At 45.7% G+C, this 24,378-nt stretch carries 21 protein-coding genes and 1 riboswitch; of the genes, 13 read left to right on the top strand and 8 right to left on the bottom strand.

Annotation, left to right across the window (positions count from 1 at the left end; genetic code table 11):
• Positions 1-41 precede the first annotated feature (41 nt).
• The 8 genes from NST38_RS26560 to mmuM all read left to right on the top strand — a co-directional run bounded on the left by NST38_RS26560 (position 42) and on the right by mmuM (position 9,553).
• Positions 42-485 (top strand): VOC family protein, encoded by a 444-nt coding sequence (locus tag NST38_RS26560; protein ID WP_076253518.1) that lies wholly within the window; start codon positions 42-44, stop codon positions 483-485.
• A gap of 228 nt (positions 486-713) precedes the next feature.
• On the top strand, positions 714-1,238 hold the full coding sequence (locus tag NST38_RS26555) for a VOC family protein (protein WP_341344178.1): 525 nt from the start codon (positions 714-716) through the stop codon (positions 1,236-1,238).
• A 487-nt stretch (positions 1,239-1,725) separates the two neighbouring features.
• Positions 1,726-2,631, top strand: coding sequence for a methyl-accepting chemotaxis protein (locus tag NST38_RS26550; RefSeq protein WP_036607056.1), 906 nt, complete (start codon positions 1,726-1,728; stop codon positions 2,629-2,631).
• Between the two features lie 148 nt (positions 2,632-2,779).
• On the top strand, positions 2,780-4,492 hold the full coding sequence (locus NST38_RS26545) for a spore germination protein (protein WP_036668138.1): 1,713 nt from the start codon (positions 2,780-2,782) through the stop codon (positions 4,490-4,492).
• A 39-nt stretch (positions 4,493-4,531) separates the two neighbouring features.
• Entirely contained in the window at positions 4,532-5,632 is a 1,101-nt protein-coding gene (locus NST38_RS26540) for a spore germination protein (RefSeq protein WP_076253519.1), read from the top strand.
• Entirely contained in the window at positions 5,629-6,831 is a 1,203-nt protein-coding gene (locus NST38_RS26535; RefSeq protein WP_076253520.1) for a Ger(x)C family spore germination protein, read from the top strand. Before NST38_RS26540 ends, NST38_RS26535 begins: the two co-directional genes overlap by 4 nt.
• 70 nt (positions 6,832-6,901) lie before the next feature.
• A riboswitch (SAM riboswitch) is annotated at positions 6,902-7,003 on the top strand.
• A gap of 92 nt (positions 7,004-7,095) precedes the next feature.
• Positions 7,096-8,508, top strand: coding sequence for an S-methylmethionine permease (gene mmuP / locus NST38_RS26530; RefSeq protein WP_076253521.1), 1,413 nt, complete (start codon positions 7,096-7,098; stop codon positions 8,506-8,508).
• Positions 8,486-9,553, top strand: a complete 1,068-nt coding sequence (gene mmuM / locus NST38_RS26525) for a homocysteine S-methyltransferase (protein WP_341344177.1) — start codon at positions 8,486-8,488, stop codon at positions 9,551-9,553. Before mmuP ends, mmuM begins: the two co-directional genes overlap by 23 nt.
• 82 nt (positions 9,554-9,635) lie before the next feature.
• On the opposite strand, the gene NST38_RS26520 is transcribed toward mmuM, so the two are convergent.
• The 5 genes from NST38_RS26520 to NST38_RS26500 form a co-directional block, all read right to left on the bottom strand.
• Positions 9,636-12,038: an ABC transporter permease gene (locus tag NST38_RS26520; RefSeq protein ID WP_341344176.1), complete on the bottom strand. Its 2,403-nt coding sequence runs from the start codon at positions 12,036-12,038 to the stop codon at positions 9,636-9,638.
• A gap of 2 nt (positions 12,039-12,040) precedes the next feature.
• Positions 12,041-12,799, bottom strand: coding sequence for an ABC transporter ATP-binding protein (locus NST38_RS26515; RefSeq protein ID WP_341344175.1), 759 nt, complete (start codon positions 12,797-12,799; stop codon positions 12,041-12,043).
• Between the two features lie 101 nt (positions 12,800-12,900).
• Positions 12,901-14,343 carry a HAMP domain-containing sensor histidine kinase gene (locus tag NST38_RS26510; RefSeq protein ID WP_341344174.1) on the bottom strand — a complete coding sequence of 481 codons (1,443 nt, stop codon included), beginning with the start codon at positions 14,341-14,343 and terminating at the stop codon, positions 12,901-12,903.
• 20 nt (positions 14,344-14,363) lie between these two features.
• Positions 14,364-15,065 carry a response regulator transcription factor gene (locus tag NST38_RS26505; protein ID WP_036668131.1) on the bottom strand — a complete coding sequence of 234 codons (702 nt, stop codon included), beginning with the start codon at positions 15,063-15,065 and terminating at the stop codon, positions 14,364-14,366.
• Positions 15,066-15,299: 234 nt separating this feature from the next.
• Positions 15,300-16,130, bottom strand: a complete 831-nt coding sequence (locus NST38_RS26500) for a helix-turn-helix domain-containing protein (protein ID WP_076253526.1) — start codon at positions 16,128-16,130, stop codon at positions 15,300-15,302.
• A 375-nt stretch (positions 16,131-16,505) separates the two neighbouring features.
• Here NST38_RS26500 and NST38_RS26495 point away from each other — a divergent pair, with 375 nt between their 5' ends.
• Both NST38_RS26495 and NST38_RS26490 read left to right on the top strand, forming a co-directional pair.
• Entirely contained in the window at positions 16,506-17,282 is a 777-nt protein-coding gene (locus NST38_RS26495; RefSeq protein WP_047841639.1) for a sugar phosphate isomerase/epimerase family protein, read from the top strand.
• A 55-nt stretch (positions 17,283-17,337) separates the two neighbouring features.
• Positions 17,338-18,357 (top strand): Gfo/Idh/MocA family protein, encoded by a 1,020-nt coding sequence (locus NST38_RS26490; protein ID WP_341344173.1) that lies wholly within the window; start codon positions 17,338-17,340, stop codon positions 18,355-18,357.
• Between the two features lie 126 nt (positions 18,358-18,483).
• Here the strand turns inward: NST38_RS26490 and NST38_RS26485 are convergent, their stop codons facing one another.
• The gene (locus NST38_RS26485; RefSeq protein ID WP_341344172.1) at positions 18,484-19,431 is read right to left on the bottom strand and encodes an aldo/keto reductase; all 948 of its coding nucleotides are present in this window, start codon (positions 19,429-19,431) and stop codon (positions 18,484-18,486) included.
• Between the two features lie 20 nt (positions 19,432-19,451).
• The gene (locus NST38_RS26480) at positions 19,452-20,456 is read right to left on the bottom strand and encodes a Gfo/Idh/MocA family protein (protein ID WP_341344171.1); all 1,005 of its coding nucleotides are present in this window, start codon (positions 20,454-20,456) and stop codon (positions 19,452-19,454) included.
• A gap of 118 nt (positions 20,457-20,574) precedes the next feature.
• On the opposite strand from NST38_RS26480, the gene NST38_RS26475 reads away from it, so the two are divergent.
• The 3 genes from NST38_RS26475 to NST38_RS26465 all read left to right on the top strand — a co-directional run bounded on the left by NST38_RS26475 (position 20,575) and on the right by NST38_RS26465 (position 22,592).
• Positions 20,575-21,414, top strand: a complete 840-nt coding sequence (locus NST38_RS26475; protein ID WP_036606789.1) for a helix-turn-helix transcriptional regulator — start codon at positions 20,575-20,577, stop codon at positions 21,412-21,414.
• Between the two features lie 106 nt (positions 21,415-21,520).
• Positions 21,521-21,928: an RrF2 family transcriptional regulator gene (locus tag NST38_RS26470; RefSeq protein WP_017692155.1), complete on the top strand. Its 408-nt coding sequence runs from the start codon at positions 21,521-21,523 to the stop codon at positions 21,926-21,928.
• Positions 21,929-22,142: 214 nt separating this feature from the next.
• A complete protein-coding gene (locus NST38_RS26465) occupies positions 22,143-22,592 on the top strand; it encodes a nuclear transport factor 2 family protein (protein ID WP_338707066.1) in 450 nt (149 codons plus the stop codon).
• Between the two features lie 202 nt (positions 22,593-22,794).
• Here the strand turns inward: NST38_RS26465 and NST38_RS26460 are convergent, their stop codons facing one another.
• A complete protein-coding gene (locus NST38_RS26460) occupies positions 22,795-24,174 on the bottom strand; it encodes an MFS transporter (protein WP_076253531.1) in 1,380 nt (459 codons plus the stop codon).
• Positions 24,175-24,378 lie beyond the last annotated feature (204 nt).

Raw genomic sequence — 24,378 nt, 5'->3', positions numbered from 1 at the left:
TAGTGATAAGTGTAATCCAATAGGAACAAGGAGGCAATATAATGAATTTTGAAGTGATACCATTTTTGTCGATGAACGGGGATGCGGCGGCAGCCATTGCTTTTTATGAAGAGTTTCTGGGCGCCAAGGTGATATTCAAGAAAAGTTATAAAGAGATGAAGGAAATGAACCCGGGTTTCGAGTACCCTGCCGGTCAAGATGAGTATATTACACATTCGGTGCTGGAGATTGGGGTTAACAAAGTCATGATTGCGGAAGAAGCAATGGACACGGAGAGAGCATGGCAGCTGGGGAACAGCACGTCACTATGTATTCAGTCCAAAGATAAAGATACAATCGATCAACTGTATCATTCTCTGATGCAACATGAGGGTGTGAAGGTACTAGTACCTTATGAACAAAATGAATTCAGCCCAGGTTATGGGATTGTACGGGACCCATTTGGCATTGCGATTCAGCTATGTGTAACTGTACACGATTTTTAAAATGAGTTCAGGCCCCCGGTTAAGCACTCGGTATGTAAACCTGTAACTAACTTAAAAACATCAAAAAAAGAAGAGCCATGGATATCATGCGCTCTTCTTTCTTCGGTTTCTATACAAGGTTGTTCGAGCAACCGATGGTTATAGCGGACCCCTTTTCGTGTAAATCATATAGGTACGGATGTCGCTGTGTACAAGCAAGTTCAATGGATAAAGGAAAGAAGGGATAACATGATTACGAGAGGAATTGACCATATTGGAATAACTGTACCGGACATGGAGCAGGCGACACTATTTCTACAACAGGCGTTTGGAGCTCAACTTGCCTATGACCATATAACGCCGGATGATCCCCCACAGGAAGGACCCGAGGCAGAGCTTGAATTAGGACTGCGTTCAGGAGCAAAGGTTATTCATATTCGGATGTTATCGCTCGGGGAGAGCGCTAGTATAGAGTTATTTCAGTACGCGAATACAGCGCAATCGGAGCCAGTTAGGGCATCAGATTACGGATTGCAGCATATGGCGTTGTATGTGGACGATATGCAAGAAGCTGCACGACACTTCAAGGAAGCGGGCGGGGTGTTGCTAACAGAGCCTGGGGCATTGACCGGTCATATTGAAGGTGGAGAAGGCAATCAGTTTGTGTATGGAAGAGCACCTTGGGGGATGCTGATCGAGCTGATCTCCTATCCTGCGGGCATTCAGTATCCGAATCACAGTGAAACGAAGCGCTGGACACCACGAAAGAAATAATGGAGATGAGACTGGATAAGAAACAGGACGATGCATGATAAATCGTTCTGTTTTTCTTGTATATAGGGGTTAAACGGTTATTAAAAAACAGAAATTATGTTACAAATACGTTACAAATACAGAAGTGTATACCTCTTTGCCTTATGTTACGATACGTACTAGTAGATACAGAGATATTTTACGGATAAGATAAGTTATAACGTCTCTTTTCTGGACGATGAATATGCTCCGAAAGTATGTTGATGGAACCCTTTTATCCAGGATATTGAAGAAGCATTGAAACGAAGGAACAACTATATATTTTGACTTCACAGGGTTGCAATAAAAATAAATAACAACAGGTGATCCAAAATGCTGCAAATCGGGTATCCATAGTAGAGCCATCTAGAACCTGATGGATACATATGTTGTTATGATTGTTTTTTGCTAGTTAAAGGCTGTCTATTATGGAATGAACTGTGGGGGTTATCAAGTGTCTATATTAGATATGGAAAAGAAAGATGTTGTCACCGATGCAATGGTCATCAAGGCGATGGAGAAAAGTCTTGCTATCATTCGATTCGATCTGGATCGCCGGGTAACCTACGTGAATGAAGTCTTTGCCCAGACGATGGGATATACGGTAGATGAGATGTACGGCATGAAGCATCAGCAACTGTGCTTCGGTCAATTTGCAAATACTCCGGAATATGATGCTTTTTGGAATAGCATATTTAATGGTGTCAGCTTCCAGGACAAGGTTGAACGCAAGGATGCAAAGGGGAATTCTGTATGGCTTGAAGCGACATATATGCCGGTGTACGATGAGACGAATCAGAAGATACTGGGTGTCTCCAAAATCGCCACCAACATTACCAACCGTCAGAACAACATTTCTGTCGTAGTGAATGAGCTAAAAACGATGTCTCATGAACTGAATGGGCAGGCAGATGTAGGTATTGAACGGAGTCAGGAATTGATGTCCAGTATCTCCTATATCTCAGAGGTGTCAACTTCTAACCGTGCAACGCTGACTCATTTGCAGGAACAGGCCGGATCGATTCAGGGCGTGGTACGAACGATACGCGAGATTTCGTCTCAGACGCAACTGCTCGCGTTGAATGCTGCCATTGAGGCTGCACATGCAGGAGAATACGGACGAGGATTCGATATCGTGGCCAAGGAAGTTAAGAAACTATCCGCAATGGTGGAGAGTTCGATTAATGAGATTCGAGATAGCGTGACTGGAATAACCAAGGAAATTGGCAATATCACAGGTGGCACCAAAAAAGTAGAAGAATATGTGGAGCAGAGCCAGAAGCAGATTGAGATCGCATTGAATGATTTTACAGCAATTGCTGCTTCAGCTCACTTGTTGGATGCCAAAGCGGAGCATGTGACCAGAATCGTATAACAATATATAGTAATAGCGGTTCCTTGCACAGGAACCGTTTTTTTGTCGTTCAGTACTCAAAAAAACGGGAATTATTGTGATCAAACGGGGACACAATACTTGGGAATACCTGCAGCTATGTCATGCAGAGAAATGTTGGGGTGGGAACATGTGGTCAACAATTGTATCCTACGTGCCGGATTGGTCCATATGGATTCAGGCATTCTTGGTCTTCATCATTCCAATTGGTATTACATTGAGCATGCGCTGGATCAATGCTGCCATTAAGCGCGGAAGCTTCTCTCGTTCGAAGCCATCGTCCATATCCTCGAAGGATATCTCGCCAGCAGCCAAAGGGCAGGGTGAAGGGACCGAAACAGGCCACTATGCCAATATTAAATTAACCGAAAAGTACAGCATAAATCTGACGAGTGTGAAAGAAAGCTTTGGACTCAATGCAGACGTGCATATTCGGGAATTTATTATTAGGGGAACGAATACACGGGCTGCGGTCATTTATACCGAAGGCCTGGTAGATCAAGACTTAGTTGATGATCACTTGATTACACCGTTGATGTTCGAAGGTGTTCCTCTACTTAAGCAGGAGGGTTTCCTTCATCCAGACAACGCACACTTACTGTCGGCATATCTGCAAGATCAATTACTTCCTGTCAGTCTGGTTGAGGAGACGAAGTCCCTCCAAGAACTCGCAGTTGGTGTGTTGTTTGGGAAAAATGCACTGCTGGTTGATGGTTTGCCAGGTGCTTTATTAATCGGAGCTCATAAGATCAAAACAAGAGGTATGAATGAACCCTTGTCAGAGGGACTGCTTCGTGGGCCTCGTATTGGTTTTACAGAGCAATTAAGCGATAATACAGGCATTTTACGTCGTTATGGAAGTGATCAGAGCCTGTTTATTAAGAAGTATGAAGTGGGTTCACGGATCAAAAAAGATTTGGCGATAGCCTATATTCAGGATATTGCCGATCCAAATCTCGTTGCAGAAGTATGCAAGCGAATCGAAGAGATGGATATGGATTCAATGCTCGAATCAGGTTATGTGGAACAACTCATCGAAGATAATACGCTGAGTCCTTTTCAGCAGGTACTGAATACGGAAAGACCTGACCGGGTGATGGGTGCCCTTCTGGAAGGCCGAGTGGCAATTTTGTTGGATGGAACGCCATTTGTATTAATTGTACCGGTGACCTTTAGCATGTTGCTTCAGTCTCCAGAGGACTATTATGAACGCTGGATTCCCGGAACATTTTTGCGAGTGCTTCGTTTTATGGCCGCGATGCTGGCATTGCTTGCTCCTGCGCTCTATATCTCGTTTATCTCGTTTCATCCGGGTCTTATTCCAACCAAGCTAGTATTGACGATTATTGAAACGCGTACTGGAGTGCCATTCCCCTCAATTATTGAGGTACTCATCATGGAGCTTTCGATTGAGATTCTGAGGGAGGCTGGGATACGCTTGCCCAAACCGATTGCGCCAGCGATGGGTATCGTAGGAGGTCTGATTATTGGACAAGCAGCGGTGCAAGCGGGAATAATAAGCCAATTTCTGGTCATTGTCGTTGCGGTAACAGCCATCTCTTCCTTTACGATTCCGGTCTATAGTGCGGGATTAACGCTAAGGATTCTACGATTTGCCGCTATGTTCAGCGCAGCCGTACTCGGATTGTTTGGCGTGGTTATGTTCTTTCTGCTTGTGTGTACACATCTGGCACGACTCTCAAGCTTTGGCGTACCTTATGTTGCACCAGCCGTTCCCTATCACATGAATGAATGGAAGGATTTTGTTATCCGTGCACCGCTAAATATGATGAGAATGCGTCCCAAAATGACTAATCCGATCGATGATGATCGGAAAAAATAAATGGAATTCCATCTACTGAAGGTCTGGAGGTGAACTAAAGTGAATGGCTCCCAAGGAAAGCTAACCACGACACAGGCTGTTGTAATTATTGTCAATTACATGCTTGGTGCCGGGATATTGACGTTACCTCGAACGACCAGCAAAGCTGTCGGAACACCCGATGTCTGGATTTCCATTATCCTATCTGGATTCATTATCATAGGTGTCGGAATAATTCTGGTTACCCTGTGTCGAAGATTTCCGGAGAAAACCGTCTTCCAGTTCACCCGTGAGATTACGGGCAGCTGGATTGCTTACATACTGGGATTGTCTATGATTATGTATTTCATAGTTATTGCCGCATTCGAAATCAGAGTTATGGCTGAAGTAACTGGGATGTATCTGCTCGAACGCACCCCCACCTGGGCGATTGTGATGGTCTTCATGTGGATCGGTGTATATATGATTTCAGGCGGGCTTGGCGTTATCGTACGCGTGTTTGAGATCATCCTTCCGATTACGATTATTATATTTGTGATTGAAATTTTGCTTAGTAATCAGCTATTCGAGATTGGCAATCTGAGACCCGTCCTCGGTGATGGGATTATGCCCGTTTTCCAAGGGTTGAAGCCTTCACTATTATCTTATACGGGCTATGAGGTGATGTTAATCATGACTGCCTATATGAAAAATCCGAAGAAGAGCAATAAAGCGATGACCTGGGGGATACTCATATCCACTATTATCTACTTGATCACGGTGGTGATGGTTATAGGCAGTTTATCGCTCGATGGCATCAAAACTCGAACCTGGCCAACGCTGGATTTGGTAAGAAGCTTCGAAATCCAGGGTCTGATATTCGAGCGTTTTGAATCCTTATTGCTGGTCATCTGGATTATGCAAATCTTTTCGACTACAGCAATTACACATTACTGCGCTTCGGTGGGTATTCGTGATTTGTTTCGTTCCAAAAAAATCAAAGGCATCATGTACGGCCTGCTGCCGTTCATTTATCTGACAGCAATGATACCCAAAACAGTGGATGATACCTTCGTACTAGGAGATATGCTAGGCAATGTGTCCGTATTTTTGTTTGGAATTTTACCTCTGGTACTACTGTTGTTAAGTCTGATTCGCAAAAAAGGAGGCAAGCATGCATGATTACATTCCGCATGTTGTTACGCTTAGCCACTGTATTATGCATTCTCTTAACGATATCCGGATGTTGGAGCAGTCGAGAGATAGAGGATCTAAGTGTCTACGTTGGTCTCGGGATCGATATCGGCAAAGAGACGGAATTTGAGGAGAACATCGCCAATCAGGGAGGAGGGTATTCCAAGCAGAACAATGTGACAGCCACGGTACAGATTGCTCCCGGTAATTCCAGCAGTCAGAAGAGCCAACAATCCGGTTCGCCTGCTTCTGGTAAAACGTCCTATTCCAATGAACAGCTTACCGGAGATTCCTTGCTACAAATCTTTCGTCAGTTTGCACTGAGACGAGATCATCCGCTCATCGGACATCATCTGAAGGTTATCGTTGTGTCCAAGGATATCGCCAAAAAGTATGGTCTGGACCAGCTGCTGGATTTTGTACTTCGGGATAACGATATTCGTCCTAACTGTCTGGTGTTGATTAGCCATCATCGCGCTGTTGATGTACTGACTTCAGATGATCCTTCCCGGATTCCAGCATTTTATCTTACAGGTATTACCGGTAATTCATACTTGTCCAATAAAATCCTGGACCCCGTTCTACTCTCCAAATTAGATGCACAAATGCAATCCGGTTCCAGCTTTTTGCTCCAGAATGTACTGAACTTCAATGGAGAGGACAAGTTCTCCGGTGCCAGTATCTTTGATGGGAAAACAACAAAATTCATCGGGGAACTCAGCCAAACGGATCTAGAAGGGCTATCTTGGCTCAGACCTAAAGAAAAAGGAGGTATCTTGAAGACATACAATAAAGAGGGGTTCACTGTTGTATATGAAATGAAGAAGAAAAAAACAACAATAATTCCAAAAGTGGTTGGCGATGATATTTCATTCCATGTGAAAACTGAATCCGAAGGCTGGTTGATGGAGGATTGGCGTGCTCCCGAGGAAGAGGAAAAAGGTGCGTATCTCAGTGAATTGGAAAAAGAATTTGCTGAACTTGCCAAACAACAGATTCGACAGTTGTTATACAAACTGCAGCATACCTATAAAGTAGATGTTGCGGATTTTCGGGATAGCTTACGTATCAAAGAACCTAAAACATGGAAAAAAGTCAAAGACGATTGGGATAAAATTTTTAGCACCGTGCCGATCACCTATGAGGTAAAGACCACCATCACGAATCCGGGGTCTTCCACCGAATAGCGAGGTGTGCCATATATTATTTAATTGTTGACACATTCATGATAGATCGCTATATTAGTAAAAAATCATTTTCTTATCCAGAGAGGTGGAGGGACTGGCCCTTAGAAACCTCAGCAACAGATCTGAAGGATACTGTGCTAATTCCAGCGGGTGAAAGCCTGATAGATAGGAGCGTTTGTTTTTATTTGTCAGTAACGGCGCACTCTTTAGGCAGAGTGGGTCTTTTTTGTTTTTTCTGGATGAAGAAGTAGGGGAGCAGCAGGTATGGAGAACAACAACGACAAAGGGCATTTTCAGCGGAAAATGCAGGCACGGCATGTGGTCATGCTCTCTCTCGGAGGAGTCATTGGAACGGGATTATTCCTCAGCTCAGGTTACACGATTCAGCAGGCGGGACCACTGGGAACCATTCTGTCCTATCTGATTGGAGCCATCGTTGTATATCTGGTGATGCTCTGTCTTGGTGAACTGTCTGTTCATATGCCAGAGACGGGAGCATTTCATAGTTATGCAGCCAAATATATCGGACCGGCAACAGGTTACACGGTGGCTTGGTTATACTGGTTAACCTGGACTGTTGCGCTTGGCTCCGAATTCACAGCCGCCGGATTGCTTATGCAGCGCTGGTTCCCATCGGTAAACGTATGGATATGGAGCGCGGTTTTTGCACTGATGATCTTTCTGTTTAACGCTCTAACGGTGAAATTTTTTGCGGAATCCGAGTTCTGGTTCTCATCTGTAAAAGTAGTGACTATCGTAATCTTCATTATTATCGGTGGCGCAGCCATGTTTGGGTTCATTCCCATGGCGGATTCTGAACCGGCTCCATTTCTATCGAATATTACCGCATCCGGGTGGTTCCCTCATGGGGCTACAGCGATATTGATGACCATGCTTGCTGTAAACTTTGCCTTCTCAGGCACCGAGTTAATCGGCATTGCCGCCGGTGAGACGGAGAACCCGGAAAAGACGATACCAAAGGCTATTCATACAACGCTGTGGCGTTTGGTTATTTTCTTCATCGGAACGATTATTATCTTGTCGGCCTTGCTGCCCATGTCGGATGCCAGTGTACTGGAAAGTCCGTTTGTAGCGGTAATGGAGCGGGTGGGTGTACCCTATGCAGCAGACATTATGAACTTTGTTATTCTGACGGCGATTCTCTCTGCTGCCAATTCAGGCCTGTATGCATCTTCACGTATGCTCTGGTCTCTGGCTGACAAAAGAACGATCTCTCCGTGGTTTGCCAAATTGACCAAAAGCGGAGTACCGCTGAATGCACTTCTGATTAGTATGGTGGGTGGTGCGCTGGCCTTGCTGTCCAGCATCATTGCGCCAGGTACCGTGTATATTACACTGGTTTCCATTTCAGGTCTGGCTGTCGTTGCAGTATGGATGAGTATCAGTGCCTCCCAATACATGTTCCGCAGACAATATATCCGGGAAGGACATGCGGTCAAAGATCTGGTCTACCGCACACCACTGTATCCGGTGGTACCAATTGTTTCATTTATATTATGCCTGGCTTCATGCATAGGTATTGCCTTTGACCCGACACAGCGAATTGCGCTGTATTGTGGGGTTCCGTTTATCGCAGTATGTTACGCTGCTTATTATCTGACAGAACGTGTGAATAAGAAAAGAGGACAAGTACATGACGCAAGAACAACAGACTAACCCCATAGAACAGATCCTTCGTGAACATCCGGTCATGATTCTGGATGGAGCGTTGGCTACGGAACTCGAACAGCATGGATGTGATCTCGATGATCCACTATGGTCTGCTCGTGTGTTGCTTGAGAATCCGGATGTTATTGTTCAGGTCCATGCAGATTATTTTCGAGCAGGAGCCGACTGTGCGATTACATCCAGTTATCAGGCGACGGTGGATGGTTTCCGTAAGAGAGGGATCGATGAACAGTCAGCACTGGAGCTGATCCGCAAGACGGTGGAACTGGCTGTACAGGCGAGAGATGACGTGTGGGCAGAAGTGCAGAGTAGTTTAGTAGGGAGAGAAAGCTCGACAGGTCAGCTTGTAGAAGCTCCTTCGGTACGTTCCGAGAACGTAGAGAATGAGGAGCATATAACAGATCGTACAGTAGATCGCGAAGGAGACAGTTTTCGTCCACGTCCAATTATTGCCGGGTCCGTTGGTCCGTACGGCGCCTATCTGGCGGATGGTTCAGAGTATGTGGGACATTACGGCGTGTCGGATGAGACGCTGGCCGCATTTCACCGTCCACGTATGGCGGCGCTGCTTGAAGCGGGTGCTGATATTCTGGCGTTTGAGACGATTCCTTCCCTGCAGGAAGCACAGGTGCTGGTTGATGTACTGAAGGAGTTTCCTCATGCGTATGCCTGGTTATCATTTTCTTTAAAAGACGGGACAAGCATCAGCGAGGGCACACCGCTTGAGGTATGTGCACAGACGTTTGGCTCCGAGCCGCAGGTTGCGGCGATTGGCCTGAACTGTGCTCCGATGGAAGTGGTGACGGAAGCAGTGGGTATTTTGAGCCGTACCAGCGATAAACCTGTTATTGTGTATCCGAACTCGGGAGAAGTATATGATGCAGCAACGAAGACGTGGAGCGGACAGGGTACTTGTGGCAGCATGAGTGATGCTTCGGAGCAGTGGGTTGCTGCGGGCGCGCAAATTATTGGCGGCTGTTGCCGCACTACGCCACATCAGATTGGTGCACTTGCGAAGAAATGGCGGAAATAGTTCATATCATGATAACAAGCCCTTCCACATCCTATAGAGGTATGGAAGGGCTTGTTTTATTGTGTTAGGCATTCTGATTACATTATTCGATAACCAGCATACGTGGCGATGCTTCCCGAATGATTCTCGAAGAGAACCACGATCCAAGGCTGGCTGCAATGATGCTTAGACAGGTGAACAGTACCATTCCACCCCAATGCAGGATCAGTGGAAGTTGTACGATACCATAACCGGAAAGGATCATTTCGAGTAGAAGAGGCAGCAGATATACGCCGACGAAAATACCCAGTATGGCTCCCACGGAGGACAGTATGAACATTCCCATGGTGAGCGACAACCGGATTTGGCGGGATGTCATTCCCAGCGATTTGTATATCCCGTACTTTCTGCTTTCTTTACGAATATTGATTCTACAGGTACTGAAAATAATGATGAACGTCACAATGATAAACAGCAATCCGATCAGGCTCATCGGATAGATCAGGATGTTAGCGGCTTCCGCGTAAACCGAATCAAGCAAAGTCTTCTGAGTGACTACCGAAGCAAAATCTTTAAATTGCTCATTTAATTCAGAGGCAACCTTACCCGCTTGTGCCATATCATTCACATTGATGAAGATAACATCAAATTCACTATAACCGGGGTTCACACTTCTCATGGCATCAATGGTGATTCTGCCTGAAACAGACATGTTGGCGATCGCCTGATAGATGCCTGTGATGAGGAATGTACGCTTTTCTCCTTCAATATAGATATCGATAAGATCACCGAGATCTTTATTTGATGTTTTGGCTATACTTACACCAATGGCAATTTCATTTGCATGTTGTGGGTTAACCCCTTTTAACGTTTCGAATCCAAGTTCCTGATAACTCCCGTCCAGTACACTCAAGTTGAGACTGATGGATTGGCCCTCTACTGATGCCAAAGACTCCGGGCTAATTACACCCGTTGTGTTCCCTTGCCAGCCTGCATTACTAATCCGTATATCCTCTTCTAACGTTTGTTTCAGTTCAGTCTTTGGAAAGGTACCTTTGTTCACGACTACTGCTGCGATATTGGCATTGTCATATCCCCATTTAGCTGCGGTCTGTTCAATTCCGGTTATACTGGTCAGCAGAACATAACCCAGAACAAGTACGGAGGAAGCCATGGTGGCTAGCAGGAGTGTTAGAACAGAGCTTTTGGTGTTTTTGAACACATGTCGGAATCCAAGTACGGCGGTGACAGGCAGTCGTGTAAATCCGATCCAGTGTGCCCATGGCGAATTCATTTTCCCAGCCATCCGGCTGTGATCTGTCTCCGACATACCATAACGAATAGCCTGCACGGGCTGTATGCTGCGTGCCTTTTTGGCATATAACACAGTGAACAGAATCACTAGAGCAAATAGTAGTACGCCGGCCAGTATGGCCGCATCCAATCCTTGGACTGGAATGTTCTGATTCCCCACTCGAAGAGAGGATACAGAAATATTAATGATCCATTTGGATATCCATATACTGAGTGCAAGTCCAGGGATAATGGCTACGATGGATATCAATGCATATTGAATAACATAGGTGCCTATCGTTTTTCGGGAAGTCAGACCTAGTGATTTGAGGATTCCTATTGTTCTGTAATTGGCCAGGATGGCATCCGCAATCGTAAACCCGATGGTCATCAGGGCAATAGAGAGCATGACAACACCCATGAATATCATGATGAATCCAATAACCTGATTGATGATCAGATAGAAAGAGGCAATGGCCTCGAACTCCATTTTGGATTCCAGAAACGGAATACCTGTCTCACGATTGTACCGTTCCCAATACACCGAATTCATACTGTAATCGTTAAAATGGATGCCCATCATACGATTCTCGTTGCCAGCAAGTGTCGCGAGATCATGTTGATAATCGGTAGGATTCATCCAGACCCGTGCTGTATTGGAGAATGGTGCCCCGTATGGTACATCGATGACAATGCCCGATACATTCAATTCGAGTGTGCTTGAGCCGGTTTTGAAGCCAATGGTATCACCTACGGAAATATGATAGGTATTTGCCATGGACGTTGGAATCCAGACGGAGCCTTGTTCGGGAACTGTGTCGGGCGTCCCGCTTGAGAAAATCAGTTCATCCACACCCCAAGGCGGCGGAGGCGTATTAAACATGTACAGGTAGATGTTAGGGATGTGAGTTTCATTCAAAATGATGCCTGACAATGTACGATACGTTAGCAAAGGGGACACCTGAACTCCATCCTGAGAAGCCCACCAGTTGTGCACAGCGTCAGGGTCATTGAGCCCTTTTTCAAACGTCAGGATCTGATGAGATCCATGAGTTCGGGTATGCATTTCATAAAACTGATTGCCTGTGTTCGCCAGAATGACAATAGCTGTAGATACAAGAAGTGTCGAGAGAAGCAGGAGCAGCGCAATCAGCGCATTTTGTATTTTGTTCCTACTCAGATACGACAAGCTAAGTTTAAATATGACTGCCATCGTTATTCCTTCCCCGTAACCAAAGCGAAGATAATCGCTTCACGATCCTGAATTTGATGTTTGTCATAGGTGTCAAACTCAAGGATTCCGCCAATCTTGCCGTCTTGAATATAGATCAGGCGATCTGCCCGACAGGCGGCCTTGATATCATGCGTCACCATAACAACAGACTGTCCTTTTCGATGAATTTCTGTAAGGATATCGAGAACGGCTGTGCCATGTTCCATATTTAAGCTTCCGGTCGGTTCATCCGCAAAAATGATATCCGGCGAATTGATCAAAGCCCGTGCAATCGCAGCTCGTTGCTGCTGTCCTCCGGAAGTTTGGGATGGGAGGCGGTTACGCTGTCCATCAATATCCATGGCATTCATCAGCTCAGCAGCGCGGGATAGGATGTCCTTCTTTTTGTTTCCTGCAATATATCCCGGTAAAGCAATGTTCTCTTTGATGGAAAGGTCTGGGACCAGATTGATACTTTGATAGATATAACCGATTCGGCGGGTGCGGAAGTCGGACATTGCCCGTTCACTATAAGCGTCAATCCGCTGGTCACGAAAATAAACCTCACCTGCTGTAATCTGATCCAGTCCGCTTAGCAGATATAGGAGGGTTGATTTGCCAGAGCCAGAGTTACCCATGATGACCGTGAATTCCCCTTCATAGATATCGAGATCAACATTACGGATGGCATGATGTTGCTCACTTCCGCTGTTGTACGTTTTGCACAGATTCTGTGCACGGATAATCACCTTTTTCGACAAATTGAATCACTCCCGAGTACAGTATAGGATTCATTCTAGAGGAGGGATGTTGAGGAAGCCTTATCAAATTATGAATAAAGTATTACAGCTGTGGAGGGTGCTCAGCAGATCGGCAGATAGAACCGGAAGGTTGTACCTTGTCCTTCTTTACTAGTAAAGGAAATATGACCTCTGTGTGCTTCAATAATGCTTTGGCAGATAGAAAGGCCCAGCCCTGTACCTTCCTGAATATGTTGTTCTGCATGACTCGTATGGCCTCTGAAGTAACGCTGAAAAACAAACGGCATGTCCTGTACACGTATTCCCTGACCCGAATCGGCAATCGTCACTTTCAAGTGTCCGGATTCCAGTTCCATATCTATACGGATCGTGTCTCCTGGAACTGTATGCTTGAGGGCATTGGCGGCAAGATTGGAGATCACCTGTTCAATTCGAGTGGGGTCGATAGCGATTAACACATTGGGGATGTAGTTGGGTCCTTTATAGCTAAGCCCCTTTGTTAGGACAACATGTTCAATAGGTTTCAACAACGTCTCTAGTATAGGCCCACTGTATATTTCACGGGTTTCCACCGAAATTTGCCCCAGTTCCTGAAGTGCATGAACCAGCAGATCCTCCACAAGTCGGACTGTTTTATCCGTATGGGTTCGCATGACTCCCATGTATTCCATTAGCGTCTCCTGATCGTTGCATAGTCCTTCCTCAATAGCTTCTATGTATGCTTTTATTGTGGTAATTGGTGTTTTAATGTCATGAGATATATTGGTGATGAGTTCTTTTTGTGCTTGTTCCTGCTGAATACGCTGCTCGCTCATATGTTTAATCTCTGTGCGCATTAGATCAAACATGGCATATACTTCGAGCAATTCATCGTTTCGGTTGTACTGGATTTTTTCCTCATAATTGCCTTTAAGCATGGATTCCGCATGTTGCTTCAATTGATGGATGGGAGAGAGCAGGTGTTTGTCCAGTTTTCGTTTCATCCAGAATAGAAATAAGCTCAGAATCAGTGACAGGAGTATGAGTGCGCTAATCAATATAACCGGAAAAGTCATCGATTGCTGAACCGTAACCATGGCTTGGGGGATGGAAAAGATAGCATTGCCGATCTGACTTCCCACCGGTCCGTCCATCACGGGAAACGCAATATCAAGCAAATCGTTACCGTCCGCGGCCTGCGTGGCATGATGCAGATCATAATGAAGGGCTGAACGCAGATTAACTTGCGTTCCTTCAGAGGTGGGGTCGGAGGACAGAATGACTTTTCCATCCAAGTTTAGATAGGTAAGCAGAACCCCGGTCTCTCTGGCGGTGGAACGTATGACTTCACGAATATTTTGCTCATTAAGATGCTGATGATTTTGCTCCAAAGCGAGTAAGATCGGATTGACCTTGAGTCGAACCTGATTCAGGGACAGATTGGATTCGCCTGAATTTCGATCTTGTAACAGCATCATCGACAGTGCAAGGGTACTTAAAACGATAATAATGAGAAGCCCAAGTGTTGTTAACAACCAGCGTTTGGACCAGCTGTTCAATGACATGTGGGTGCCTCCAATCTCACTTATTCGTAATTGAATTTGTAACCGACACCCCATACCGTCTTCAGAACGGTCGGATGCGAGGCATCTGCCTCAATTTTTTCACGCAGTCTGCGAATGTATACGGTTACGGTATTTTCATCACCGTAGGTTGCATATCCCCAGATGGCGTCGAGCAACTGGGCTTTGGAGAATACCTGATTCTTGTGGCTTGCCAAGTAATGAAGTAGTTCAAATTCCTTGGCAGACAGAGAAACTTCCGATCCGTTTAATGTAACTTTATAGGCTTTTTTATCAATCACCAGGTTTCCAAGATGCAGCAGATCTGTTCTGTCTCCAACGGATGTCATGCTGTCATAACGCCTGAAGTGGGCATTAATTCGTGCTAACAATTCGCTCAGCGAGAAGGGCTTGGTCATATAGTCGTCTGCTCCAAAGCCAAGACCAAGTACCTTATCGGTATCACTGCCTCTGGCACTTAGAATGAGGATGGGGATATTATTGCGCCTTCTGATCTCTCGACAGACCTCGATCCCGTCCATGTCCGGAAGCATGATATCCAGAATGATGTAGTCTGGTTGAATAAGCTCCATAATCTGAAGTCCGTCTTGTCCAGTGGCTGCCACGGCGGCTTCATATTGATTTTTGGTTAAATAATCTCGCAGAATGCGCGAAATATCTGATTCATCCTCGATGATGAGGACTTTGCGCTGGTGGGTTAGCATATGTATCGCTCCAGTATGATAGATGTGAATTTAATGGATATGTATGAATTTGTAAAGTGACTGTCTCTATAATTGTACAGTCTTGTTCTGTAGGAGTCACATGAAAAAATATTGAAGTGAACTTCATTTTATAAAAAACGTTCTGACTTCCAGTCGTACTGAAAATTGATTACAGTTCAATGTATCAAAATAACCCATGAACTCTTTAAGGTCATGGGTTTCTGATACTGAATATCATACATGTTCCAGATCATCGATAGGCTCATGCTGTCTGGATTTGAGATACTCCGCCGGAGACACACCGAAGTGCGCCCGGAATACCCGGTGGAAATAGGAGTAACTTGCAAAACCGCAGGATTCGGCAATATGCTCCAGTGTCATTTCACTGTATTTCATTCGTTCCAGCGCCGCATTCAAACGGATCTCAATCGCATATTGAATCATGGTCTGATTGTAGTGCTCCTTAAATAAACGGACTGCACGTGACAGGCTGAGGCCCGCATAACGAGCCGCTTCATCAAGCTTGAACGTAACCGTGGCATGCTCCTCTATAAAACGTTTTAACTTCAGCGCAGAGGAAACTGCCCGATCGGTCTGAATATTCTCTTTAATTGCCCGGTCGATATACAGACATAATCCGCGCAGTAACGCATCCTTTAGCTCCGCATTTTCCTCAAGAGGTCCGCGACGTTTCTCAAGTAACATATTTCTCCACAGGCTGATGAGCTTGTCATCCAGTCCAATTCGGCTCACGGTAGATCGGTGCTGCCGTTTCCACCAGTTCTCGATCCAGCTGCCCTCGCAGAACAGATAATAATCTCCGCTGGACAAACGTCCTTCCTTATGTGGTTCATCGACCACGAGATGATAGTCGTCACCAGGCTTTAAGAGCAGCAAATCCCCGCTAGTCATCCTGAATTCTTCATCCTGTACATATACTTTGCACGAGCCTTCGGTCTGCAGACGGAACAGATAGGTTTGCAACTCGCCCTTCATATTATGAGTGAACGCCTTATAGTGGTATGAGTAGTCACAGATCAGTACAGATGTCTCTAACGTATCCAAAGATAAAATCCCCCAATATGTACATCCTTTTACATCATAAGTTTAACTTAACATTTACACGAAAACGGAGAGGACAGAAAGAACCTGAAGAAACGGAGTGTTCGCCTTTATCACCGGATTTTATCCTTTTGAAAAGGAAATTAAAAAAATCTGGGGATAACAGCGATCGGAAGGTTGTTCTGTCATCGGAGTGCCAGTGTAAATATCTTCAGTTGAAATTAGGTACATTCAATTGATGCAAAATGATGGAAATAAAATTTGATCAGATAGTTCATGTTCTGACTATATTGTATATGTTCATTCTAGCCTGTTTTGCGTTAGGATGATACCAGATAGAGCAATGAAAGCAAATTTGAGAACAGAGGTGTATCCTACATGAAAAAACTTAATATTGGTTTGCAATTGTTTACACTCCGTGATGAAACTGCAGCAGATTTTCGTGGTACGTTGCGTAAGGTAGCGGCCCTTGGATATGAAGGTGTGGAGTTTGCCGGATATGGCGATATTCCAGCTGAGGAAATGAAAGCGCTACTAGATGAACTTGGACTGAAAGGATTCAGCAGCCACGTTTCACTACATGCGATGCGCGAAGACTTGCAAAAACAAATCGATTACCTAAAAACAATTGGTGCACAATATATCATTTGCCCTTACCTGATGCCAGAAGATCGTCCTGAGAATGCAGAAGGTTGGACCAAGCTATTCGCTGAGTTACAACAATATGGAGCTGAAGCAGCGAAACAAGGGTTGATCTTCGGATACCATAACCATGACTTTGAATTCCACGGCCAGGTTGGCGATGCCAATGCCTTTGATGCCATGTTCGCTCAAACATCACCGGAAGCGGTAAAAGTGGAAATGGACGTATGTTGGGTACAATTTGCGGGACAAAATCCGATCGAGTATATTAAACAATATGCGGGTCGCTTGCCGCTGCTTCATCTGAAGGACTTCAGCAAAGACGAACAGGGCCAGATGAAAACACTGGAATTGGGACAAGGTTCGGTTGACCTGCCAGCTGTTATTGAAGGCGCTACGAATGCAGGCGTGGAATGGCTGATCGTGGAACAAGACGTATGTCAGAATCCTCCGCTTGAGAGCGTATCCAACAGCTACAACTGGTTGAAAGAAAACTACCTGAATCAATTCTAATGGACCATCGGACCATGAAAAATGCTAATCTATTTGTCAAAGGAGACTTATGTACATGAGTAAAATTAAAGTTGCTGTATTCGGCTGTGGAGCCATTGCCGAGCGCAGACATATTCCAGAGTACGCTGCCAATGAGAACGTAGAACTTGTCGCTTTTGCCGATCCGATTGTGGAGCGTGCGGAGAAGATGGCCGAGACTTACGGCGGTAAAGCGTATTCCAGTTACGAAGAATTGCTTGCAAACGAGACGGTGGATGCCGTTAGTGTGTGTACACCAAACTATCTGCATGCGCCAATGGCGATTGCTGCTGCAAATGCAGGCAAGCATGTATTAGTTGAGAAACCAATGGCAGTATCCACTGAAGAAGGCGAGCAAATGATCGAAGCTGCCAAGAAAAATGGCGTGTATTTGATGGTTGGACACAACCAGCGTTTGATGCCTCCTCACGTAAAAGCAAAAGAAATTCTCGAATCCGGCAAACTCGGTAAAGTCCTGAATTTCCGTACATCATTTGGTCACCCGGGTCCGGAAGGATGGAGTGTGGACGGAGCTGAAAGCTGGTTCTTCCGTAAAGAAGAAGCGATTATGGGCGCTATGGGCGACCTGGGCGTGCACAAATCAGACTTCATCCGTTACTTGCTCAATGATGAAGTATCTGAAGTAGCTGGTTTCATCAGCACACTGCACAAGGAAGGCACTAAAGTTGACGATAACGCAACTTGTTTGCTGCGTATGAAGAGCGGAGCGATCGGAACGCTCGTAGCAAGCTGGACACAATACAGAGCTGGAGACAACAGTACAGTGCTGTGGTGCGAGAATGGTGTTATGAAGATCGGAACAGTGGAAGGCGATGAAGTTATCGTTGAGCTGACCAATGGTACAGTTGAGACGTACAAAGTTGGTGCCATGGCTACCAACGAGAAACAAGTGCCGAGTGGTGTGATTGACGCATTTGTAGAGTCGATTGTCACTCAAACACCTCCAGCGATTTCCGGGGAAGAGGGCTTGCGTTCCCTGCAAGTGATCTTGGCAGCATTCGAATCCGAGAAAACAGGTCAGATCGTTAAACTGTAATCCAACCGAATGACATTGCAATTTCTAACATTCTATATGGCTTAATCTATGATATAAAGGACTTACCTTCAGAGATGTGCTCTGGGGTAAGTCCTTCTGTATTTGTTGATGAATGATTAATTTTCTTTAGATGCCAGCCGGTACATTACTGCCCAGATCCAGCCATGTTATTTCAGCAGGAGTCAGCGTGATGCGGGAACCTTCGTCACAGGACAGCAGCTCCGCCTGATTCTGGGCACCAATCAGCGCACAGGTTGGGAACGTCTGATTCAATACATAAGCGAGTGCAATCTGAATAGGTGATGTTTTCTTCGAATTAGCCAATTGTTCGGCCCGATGCAACCGTTCCCAGTTATCATCACTGTAGAATACACGCACCAGATCTTCGTTATCCCTAACTTCAGGTGTGAATCTTCCAGTGAAGAAACCACGTGCTTGGGAGGACCAGGATAGCAATGGTAGTTTGGTTTGCTCATGCCATGCCAACGTCTCTGCATCTGCTGACACACAGCCTTCCCAGAACGGTTCGTTTGCTTTGGCGAGACTGAGATTTGGACTGCTGAATGTGAAGCCCTTCAGGCCATTTGCCGCAGCATATGCATTGGCTTCCTCGAGCCGCTGCCAGGTCCAGTTGGAGGCGCCAATTGCGCCGATTTTACCGGATTCAATATGTTCGTTCAGTGCTTCAAGAATAACACTGACAGGGGTATTGGGATCATCCCGGTGCAAGGCATACATCTCTACGTGATCTGTCTGAAGACGCTCCAGACTTTCCATCAAGTCACTGCGGATGGCATCAGCGTTCACACGTGGCCCATTCTGGTCATGATGCGCGCCTTTGGTGAGAATGACGATCTGGTCGCGGTTACCACGTTCTTTCATGTAACGACCAAGGACTTCTTCACTCTGTCCACCACAATAGATATGTGCTGTATCTACAGTGTTACCGCCAATCGACAGAAAAGCATCCATGTTCGTAGCTGCTTTATCGTAGGCATTATGCACGAAATAATCGGTTCCTTTAATCAATCTGGAGACACGTTTACCTGCACCAGCAATTTCGATATATTCCATAAGTCAGTTCATCCTCTCAATTATAGTGTAATTCGTGTACGTTCTTCCGCTGAACGAAGGCAAGCTTCCAGTACTTTCATATTAGCTACCGCATCGGAAGGGGCGAAGCGCAGATCCTTGCCCTGAAGTACAGCACGTGCCATATCATCTCCCTGTAGAGAGTAGTGGTTCACTTGCGGGACTTCAATCTCTCTGCGTTCACCACCAGCCGTTACATAGAAGTTGGAACTGCGGCCCTGTCCGCTGATAAATGCCGAAGGGACTTCAATAATCCCGTCGGATCCCAATACCTCCAGCGTGTTGCGGAATGCTGCCCACATGCTGCTGTCAAACGTCACGCCAACGTGATTATCGAATTCCAGCAGTCCGGAAGCCATCATATCGACTTGATCATGCTGTGGGGAGAACATTCCAATAACGGTAACTGCACTTGGTTCTTGACCAAGCAGCAGACGTGCTACGCTGATGGAATAACATCCGATATCATACAGTGCACCTCCGCCCCAATCCCGCCGAAAGCGGACATTGCCGGATGCATTGGAGTTATTAAATGAAAATGTGCTGTGCATACCACGAATCTCACCAATCTCACCGCTGGCAATGATATCTCGGATCTGCTCATATCTTGGATGATGGCGGTACATGAATGCTTCAGCCAGATGCACACCTGCATCTGCACAAGCTTGAACCATCTCCTGAGCTTCCTGTTCTGTCAGAGCCAGTGGTTTCTCGCACAAAATATGTTTGCCTGCTTCAGCAGCCCGGATCGTCCATTCTCGATGAAGATGATTCGGCAGTGGGATATATACGGCATCGATGGAATCATCAGCGAGCAAAGCTTCATAACTGCCATAAGCCTTGTCGATCCCAAGTTTCTCGGCCGTCTGTTTGGCTTTATCTTCGTCTCGACTGGCAATCGCGGTTACTTCATTTAACTCGGATTGTTGCAGGCCTGGAATTACGGATTCCACAGCAATGCTAGCGCTACCAAGAATGCCCCAACGCAATTTTTGAACTGAATTCATGTGTTGTATCCTCCCGTTTATAAATGTATATTGTGATTATAAAGAATAGATCAATGAATTAAAATGATAATATATTGAAGTTAGTTAACACAATATTGTTGATCAAGGAGAACCGGCTATGATGAGACAAACCGTATTGCTTACCCTGCAGGATATTCCATATTTTTGTTATCCCGAGTCCGTTGGACATTATATGGACCACGTCCAGCATGCCGTGTTGCGTGAGGCCGGCGCACTGAACAACTTTAATATTCACTACGTCGCTTCGGGCAAGGGATATGTAGAAGTGGACGGGGTGGTGCATGAGCTTCGCGCAGGTCAGGCGTTTCTCTATTTCCCGCAGCAGCGGCAGCATTATTATAGTAGTGAAGATGATCCATGGGATGTACGATGGGTTCATTTTTACGGTGAACGTCTGCATGATTATATGATCGAGCGGGGGTTACATCGCAATCTATTGTGGACACTGCGGCAACGCAGCTCTTGGGAAGAGGCTCATCTGGCCTTGCTCACTGAAGCGGAACAGAACACCATGCTGCGTCCGGCTCAGCTATCCACACTGACCTATGCCGTACTCGCCGAGTTCGTGCAGCATGCAGTACCTTTAAAGAGTACACGTACCACAAGTAAGGCGGAGAATCGGGTTCTTGCACTTCTTCCACAGATGCAGCAGGAGGCCTGTCAACCTTTCCTGTTGCAGGATTGGGCGGATCTTGCAGGTGTGAGTTCGTATTACTTTTGCAAAATGTTCAAGAGTGCTGTGGAGATGACGCCCATGGAATTTATCACTCGTTCACGACTACAGATGGCGAAGCAATGGTTACTCGAACGGCCTACGGCCAACATTGGACAAATCGCGGAGGAAGCGGGGTATCCCAATGCCAGTTATTTTAACCGCCAGTTCATGGCCCATGAGGGGATGACACCTACGGATTATCGCGGATTGTATCACAATTAACCCGTATCTTTTCGATGTTGCCAGTGCTTGAGGTATAGTGGTTTGACACAGAGCTCAATCAAGTCTATTATGGATAAATTAAATCCGTGTATAATGAGGTGCCCTCATGAAATATTCAAAAGCGACAAATTATGCTTTGCATACGATGCTTCATCTTGTAAGTACTGCCCCCGAACAGCTGGTTAGTGTACACCAACTTGCAGAATTGCAGAAGGTATCCCCAACCTATCTGTCCAAAATATTGACCAAATTGGTTAAGGCGGGCATGATCGAATCAACTTCTGGCGCCAATGGTGGCTACCGGCTTAGTCGTAAAAATCCGGATCCTTCTTTCCTGGAGATCATTCATGCGATTGAAGGTCAGGCGTCCCTGTTCGAATGTTCCCAGAATCATAACGCAGGCTGTTTGATCCAGCAGGTGATGGTGCAGGCGGAAGAAGAGATGGAAAGTTTTTTGAACAATAAAAAAATGTCAGAACTGGCTTCCCAGATGAAGGGTGCACATTCCCTGTAACTTGCAGATAGAAGTGAAGCTTCAATCGACGTGGTTAACTCGTCTGCCACATAGGTATATCCAGATCTTTCCTCAACCTCGTGAGAGGTAAGGAAAGATTTTTTTGTATCGTTGTACCTAATAGAAGGCGAATGGTACAATAAGGAAGGTATAGTATGCATACATACATGATCCTAATCTTACATCACATTTTACATCTCTGGAGGGACAACACATGGGCCAATCAACGATCACAGGACTGGAACAATTGCTCGCGCTTGAAAACATTCGGAATACCAAGGCACGTTATTGCCGCTATATTGATACGAAACAGTGGGATACCTTGAGTGATGTGTTTGCTCCGGATGCAGTGGCCGATTTCAGCACAGAAGGCAATCCAATTCCGGTATTAACAGGCCGTGATACGATCGTACAAGTATTCCGTGATCTGGTGGATGTTGCCGTAACCGTGCACCATGTTCATAGCGCCGAAGTTGAATTTGTATCTGAGAACGAAGCAAAGGTCATCTCCCCAATGGAAGATTGGGTCACGTTCCCGGAGGGCAATGAGAACAAATCATTCCACGGATTTGGGCATTACCACGAAACTTTTGTCAAAATCGACGGCCAGTGGTACATCAAACATACAAGTCTGAAACGTCTTCGTTTGGACCTGTTTGAATAGTATACTCAGTTTAGAAGAATAGAGAAGTTGGTCAACCATAAAATAATAGCCCCGAGGAGTGTGATGAACGCATCCTTGGGGCTGTTTTGTGTTAGTGGAAGAGGGCAGCTGACACATGCATCATGCATAGAAAATAGGTAGAAAAAAAGCCAGGTTCAGAACCCGAGGGTCCCTTGCTGACTTCTTTTGGTTAGTTATGATATTAAATCTGATGACTTGTTTTCGTGACTTTCCGTGACTGCATTCTCAGATACACCTGAGAGAAAATAACGGATGCCAGTGCGACCACAGTCATGCCCCAGAAAATATTGGTGTACGCTGAGGACAGTGGCATGTTTTGCATCGCCGTTAATGCTACGCCAGTAACAGCAACACTGAAAGCACCGCTGAAGAACTGACTGAGTTGGAACAGCCCCATACCTGCGCCCACCTGATCCATAGTCAGATTTCCAGACAATTCATTGGACACGCTGGTGGTTAGGGAAGAGAAGCCTACGCTGAGCAGGACATACACGGCCATGATGGCGTAGATGTTATTGTCTGCAAATAAGGCGAATAGTCCGGCAGCTGCCAGTAGTAGCCATGGGGCAAACTTCAGTAGCAACGTATTGCCATGTCGGTCAATCATGCGGCCGATCCGGTTGGACAGCAGCATGGACACAACTGCACCCGGGAAGATGACGAGTCCCGATTGAGCAGGTGTCAGTCCATATAGATGCGCCAAAATTTGAGGTAACAGGAACAACGTTGAGAAGTTATTAATGTACGATACAATCCCCAGCGAGCTGAGCATCATATATTTTTTGTCTTTAAACAAAGCAGGTTGAACAAACGGATCTGCCGCGCGCCGAATTCGGAGCCAGAACAGAAGCAGTGCCGCAGCACCGATGACAAGCGTGAACCACTGACGGGAAGTCAGGAATAACAGCACACCGGTAGTACCGATGGCGAGAAGCACGGCACCCAGCAGGTCAAATGAACCTTTTTGCGGTGTTTCCCGAGGAAGCAGTTTGAAAAATACAGGAATCAAGAATAACGTTAATCCTGTAACGATAAACAGATCATGCCATCCCAGAAACTGAGTAATACTTCCGCCGATGACGGGACCGAGTCCAAGACCAAGTGAACTGGCGGACATGATGACAGCCATCGATTTACCCCGGCGATCATTCGGAATGTACCGGGTAATTAGCACAATGGCAAGCCCCGGAACCGAAGCAGCACCCGCAGCCTGGATCAGACGTGCAATGAGCAAAATGATGAAATGATTACTGAAGAACCCGAGAACGGATGCCGCACCAAGTAACGTAAGCCCGGTCGTGAATAATGTACGAATAGGTATGAAATCCGATAGACGTGAGAACGTAATCGAAGAAATGGCAAATACAATAGAATACCCTGTAACAATCCATGAGGAAGCGACGGATGTAAGCATAAATTCGGCTGCAATTTTGGGCAGGGCCAGATTAAACATCATTGTATTCATCACAACGAGTACAACGGTGAAGCCAAGCAAGCTTACAATTAATCCTTCCTGTATTCCGGTCCGTTCCCCTGATGATGCGGTTGCGGTGTTGTTCATAAAAACCTCCTAGAGTGATGTGTATTTCGCAACATTTCAGAAACGGTGTGTAACATTTGCAAAATGTAGTATGATGTCAATCCCGTGCCAAACAGGCAGGGGTTACATAACGAAATCATTAAAGTTCGATTGGTGTCGAACATTAGAAATATATCATGGATCTGTGTTAAAATACAATGGATAGTCTGAGAAAAGGGGACTACA

The sequence above is a fragment of the Paenibacillus sp. FSL H8-0104 genome (genome assembly GCF_038050215.1).
In the GTDB taxonomy this organism is placed as follows: Bacteria; Bacillota; Bacilli; order Paenibacillales; family Paenibacillaceae; genus Paenibacillus; species Paenibacillus amylolyticus.
Note: the sequence above shows the minus strand (reverse complement) of the source record. Positions and strands in the feature narration are given on the sequence as shown.

Coding starts and splice junctions, on each gene's coding strand:
- NST38_RS26520 (WP_341344176.1), bottom strand. CDS start 12,038: ATGGCAGTCATATTTAAACTTAGCTTGTCGTATCTGAGTAGGAACAAA.
- NST38_RS26560 (WP_076253518.1), top strand. CDS start 42: ATGAATTTTGAAGTGATACCATTTTTGTCGATGAACGGGGATGCGGCG.
- NST38_RS26490 (WP_341344173.1), top strand. CDS start 17,338: ATGAGTAAAATTAAAGTTGCTGTATTCGGCTGTGGAGCCATTGCCGAG.
- NST38_RS26495 (WP_047841639.1), top strand. CDS start 16,506: ATGAAAAAACTTAATATTGGTTTGCAATTGTTTACACTCCGTGATGAA.
- NST38_RS26465 (WP_338707066.1), top strand. CDS start 22,143: ATGGGCCAATCAACGATCACAGGACTGGAACAATTGCTCGCGCTTGAA.
- mmuP (WP_076253521.1), top strand. CDS start 7,096: ATGGAGAACAACAACGACAAAGGGCATTTTCAGCGGAAAATGCAGGCA.
- mmuM (WP_341344177.1), top strand. CDS start 8,486: ATGACGCAAGAACAACAGACTAACCCCATAGAACAGATCCTTCGTGAA.
- NST38_RS26510 (WP_341344174.1), bottom strand. CDS start 14,343: ATGTCATTGAACAGCTGGTCCAAACGCTGGTTGTTAACAACACTTGGG.
- NST38_RS26550 (WP_036607056.1), top strand. CDS start 1,726: ATGGAAAAGAAAGATGTTGTCACCGATGCAATGGTCATCAAGGCGATG.
- NST38_RS26505 (WP_036668131.1), bottom strand. CDS start 15,065: ATGCTAACCCACCAGCGCAAAGTCCTCATCATCGAGGATGAATCAGAT.
- NST38_RS26555 (WP_341344178.1), top strand. CDS start 714: ATGATTACGAGAGGAATTGACCATATTGGAATAACTGTACCGGACATG.
- NST38_RS26480 (WP_341344171.1), bottom strand. CDS start 20,456: ATGAATTCAGTTCAAAAATTGCGTTGGGGCATTCTTGGTAGCGCTAGC.
- NST38_RS26475 (WP_036606789.1), top strand. CDS start 20,575: ATGATGAGACAAACCGTATTGCTTACCCTGCAGGATATTCCATATTTT.
- NST38_RS26460 (WP_076253531.1), bottom strand. CDS start 24,174: ATGAACAACACCGCAACCGCATCATCAGGGGAACGGACCGGAATACAG.
- NST38_RS26545 (WP_036668138.1), top strand. CDS start 2,780: ATGTGGTCAACAATTGTATCCTACGTGCCGGATTGGTCCATATGGATT.
- NST38_RS26535 (WP_076253520.1), top strand. CDS start 5,629: ATGATTACATTCCGCATGTTGTTACGCTTAGCCACTGTATTATGCATT.
- NST38_RS26470 (WP_017692155.1), top strand. CDS start 21,521: ATGAAATATTCAAAAGCGACAAATTATGCTTTGCATACGATGCTTCAT.
- NST38_RS26485 (WP_341344172.1), bottom strand. CDS start 19,431: ATGGAATATATCGAAATTGCTGGTGCAGGTAAACGTGTCTCCAGATTG.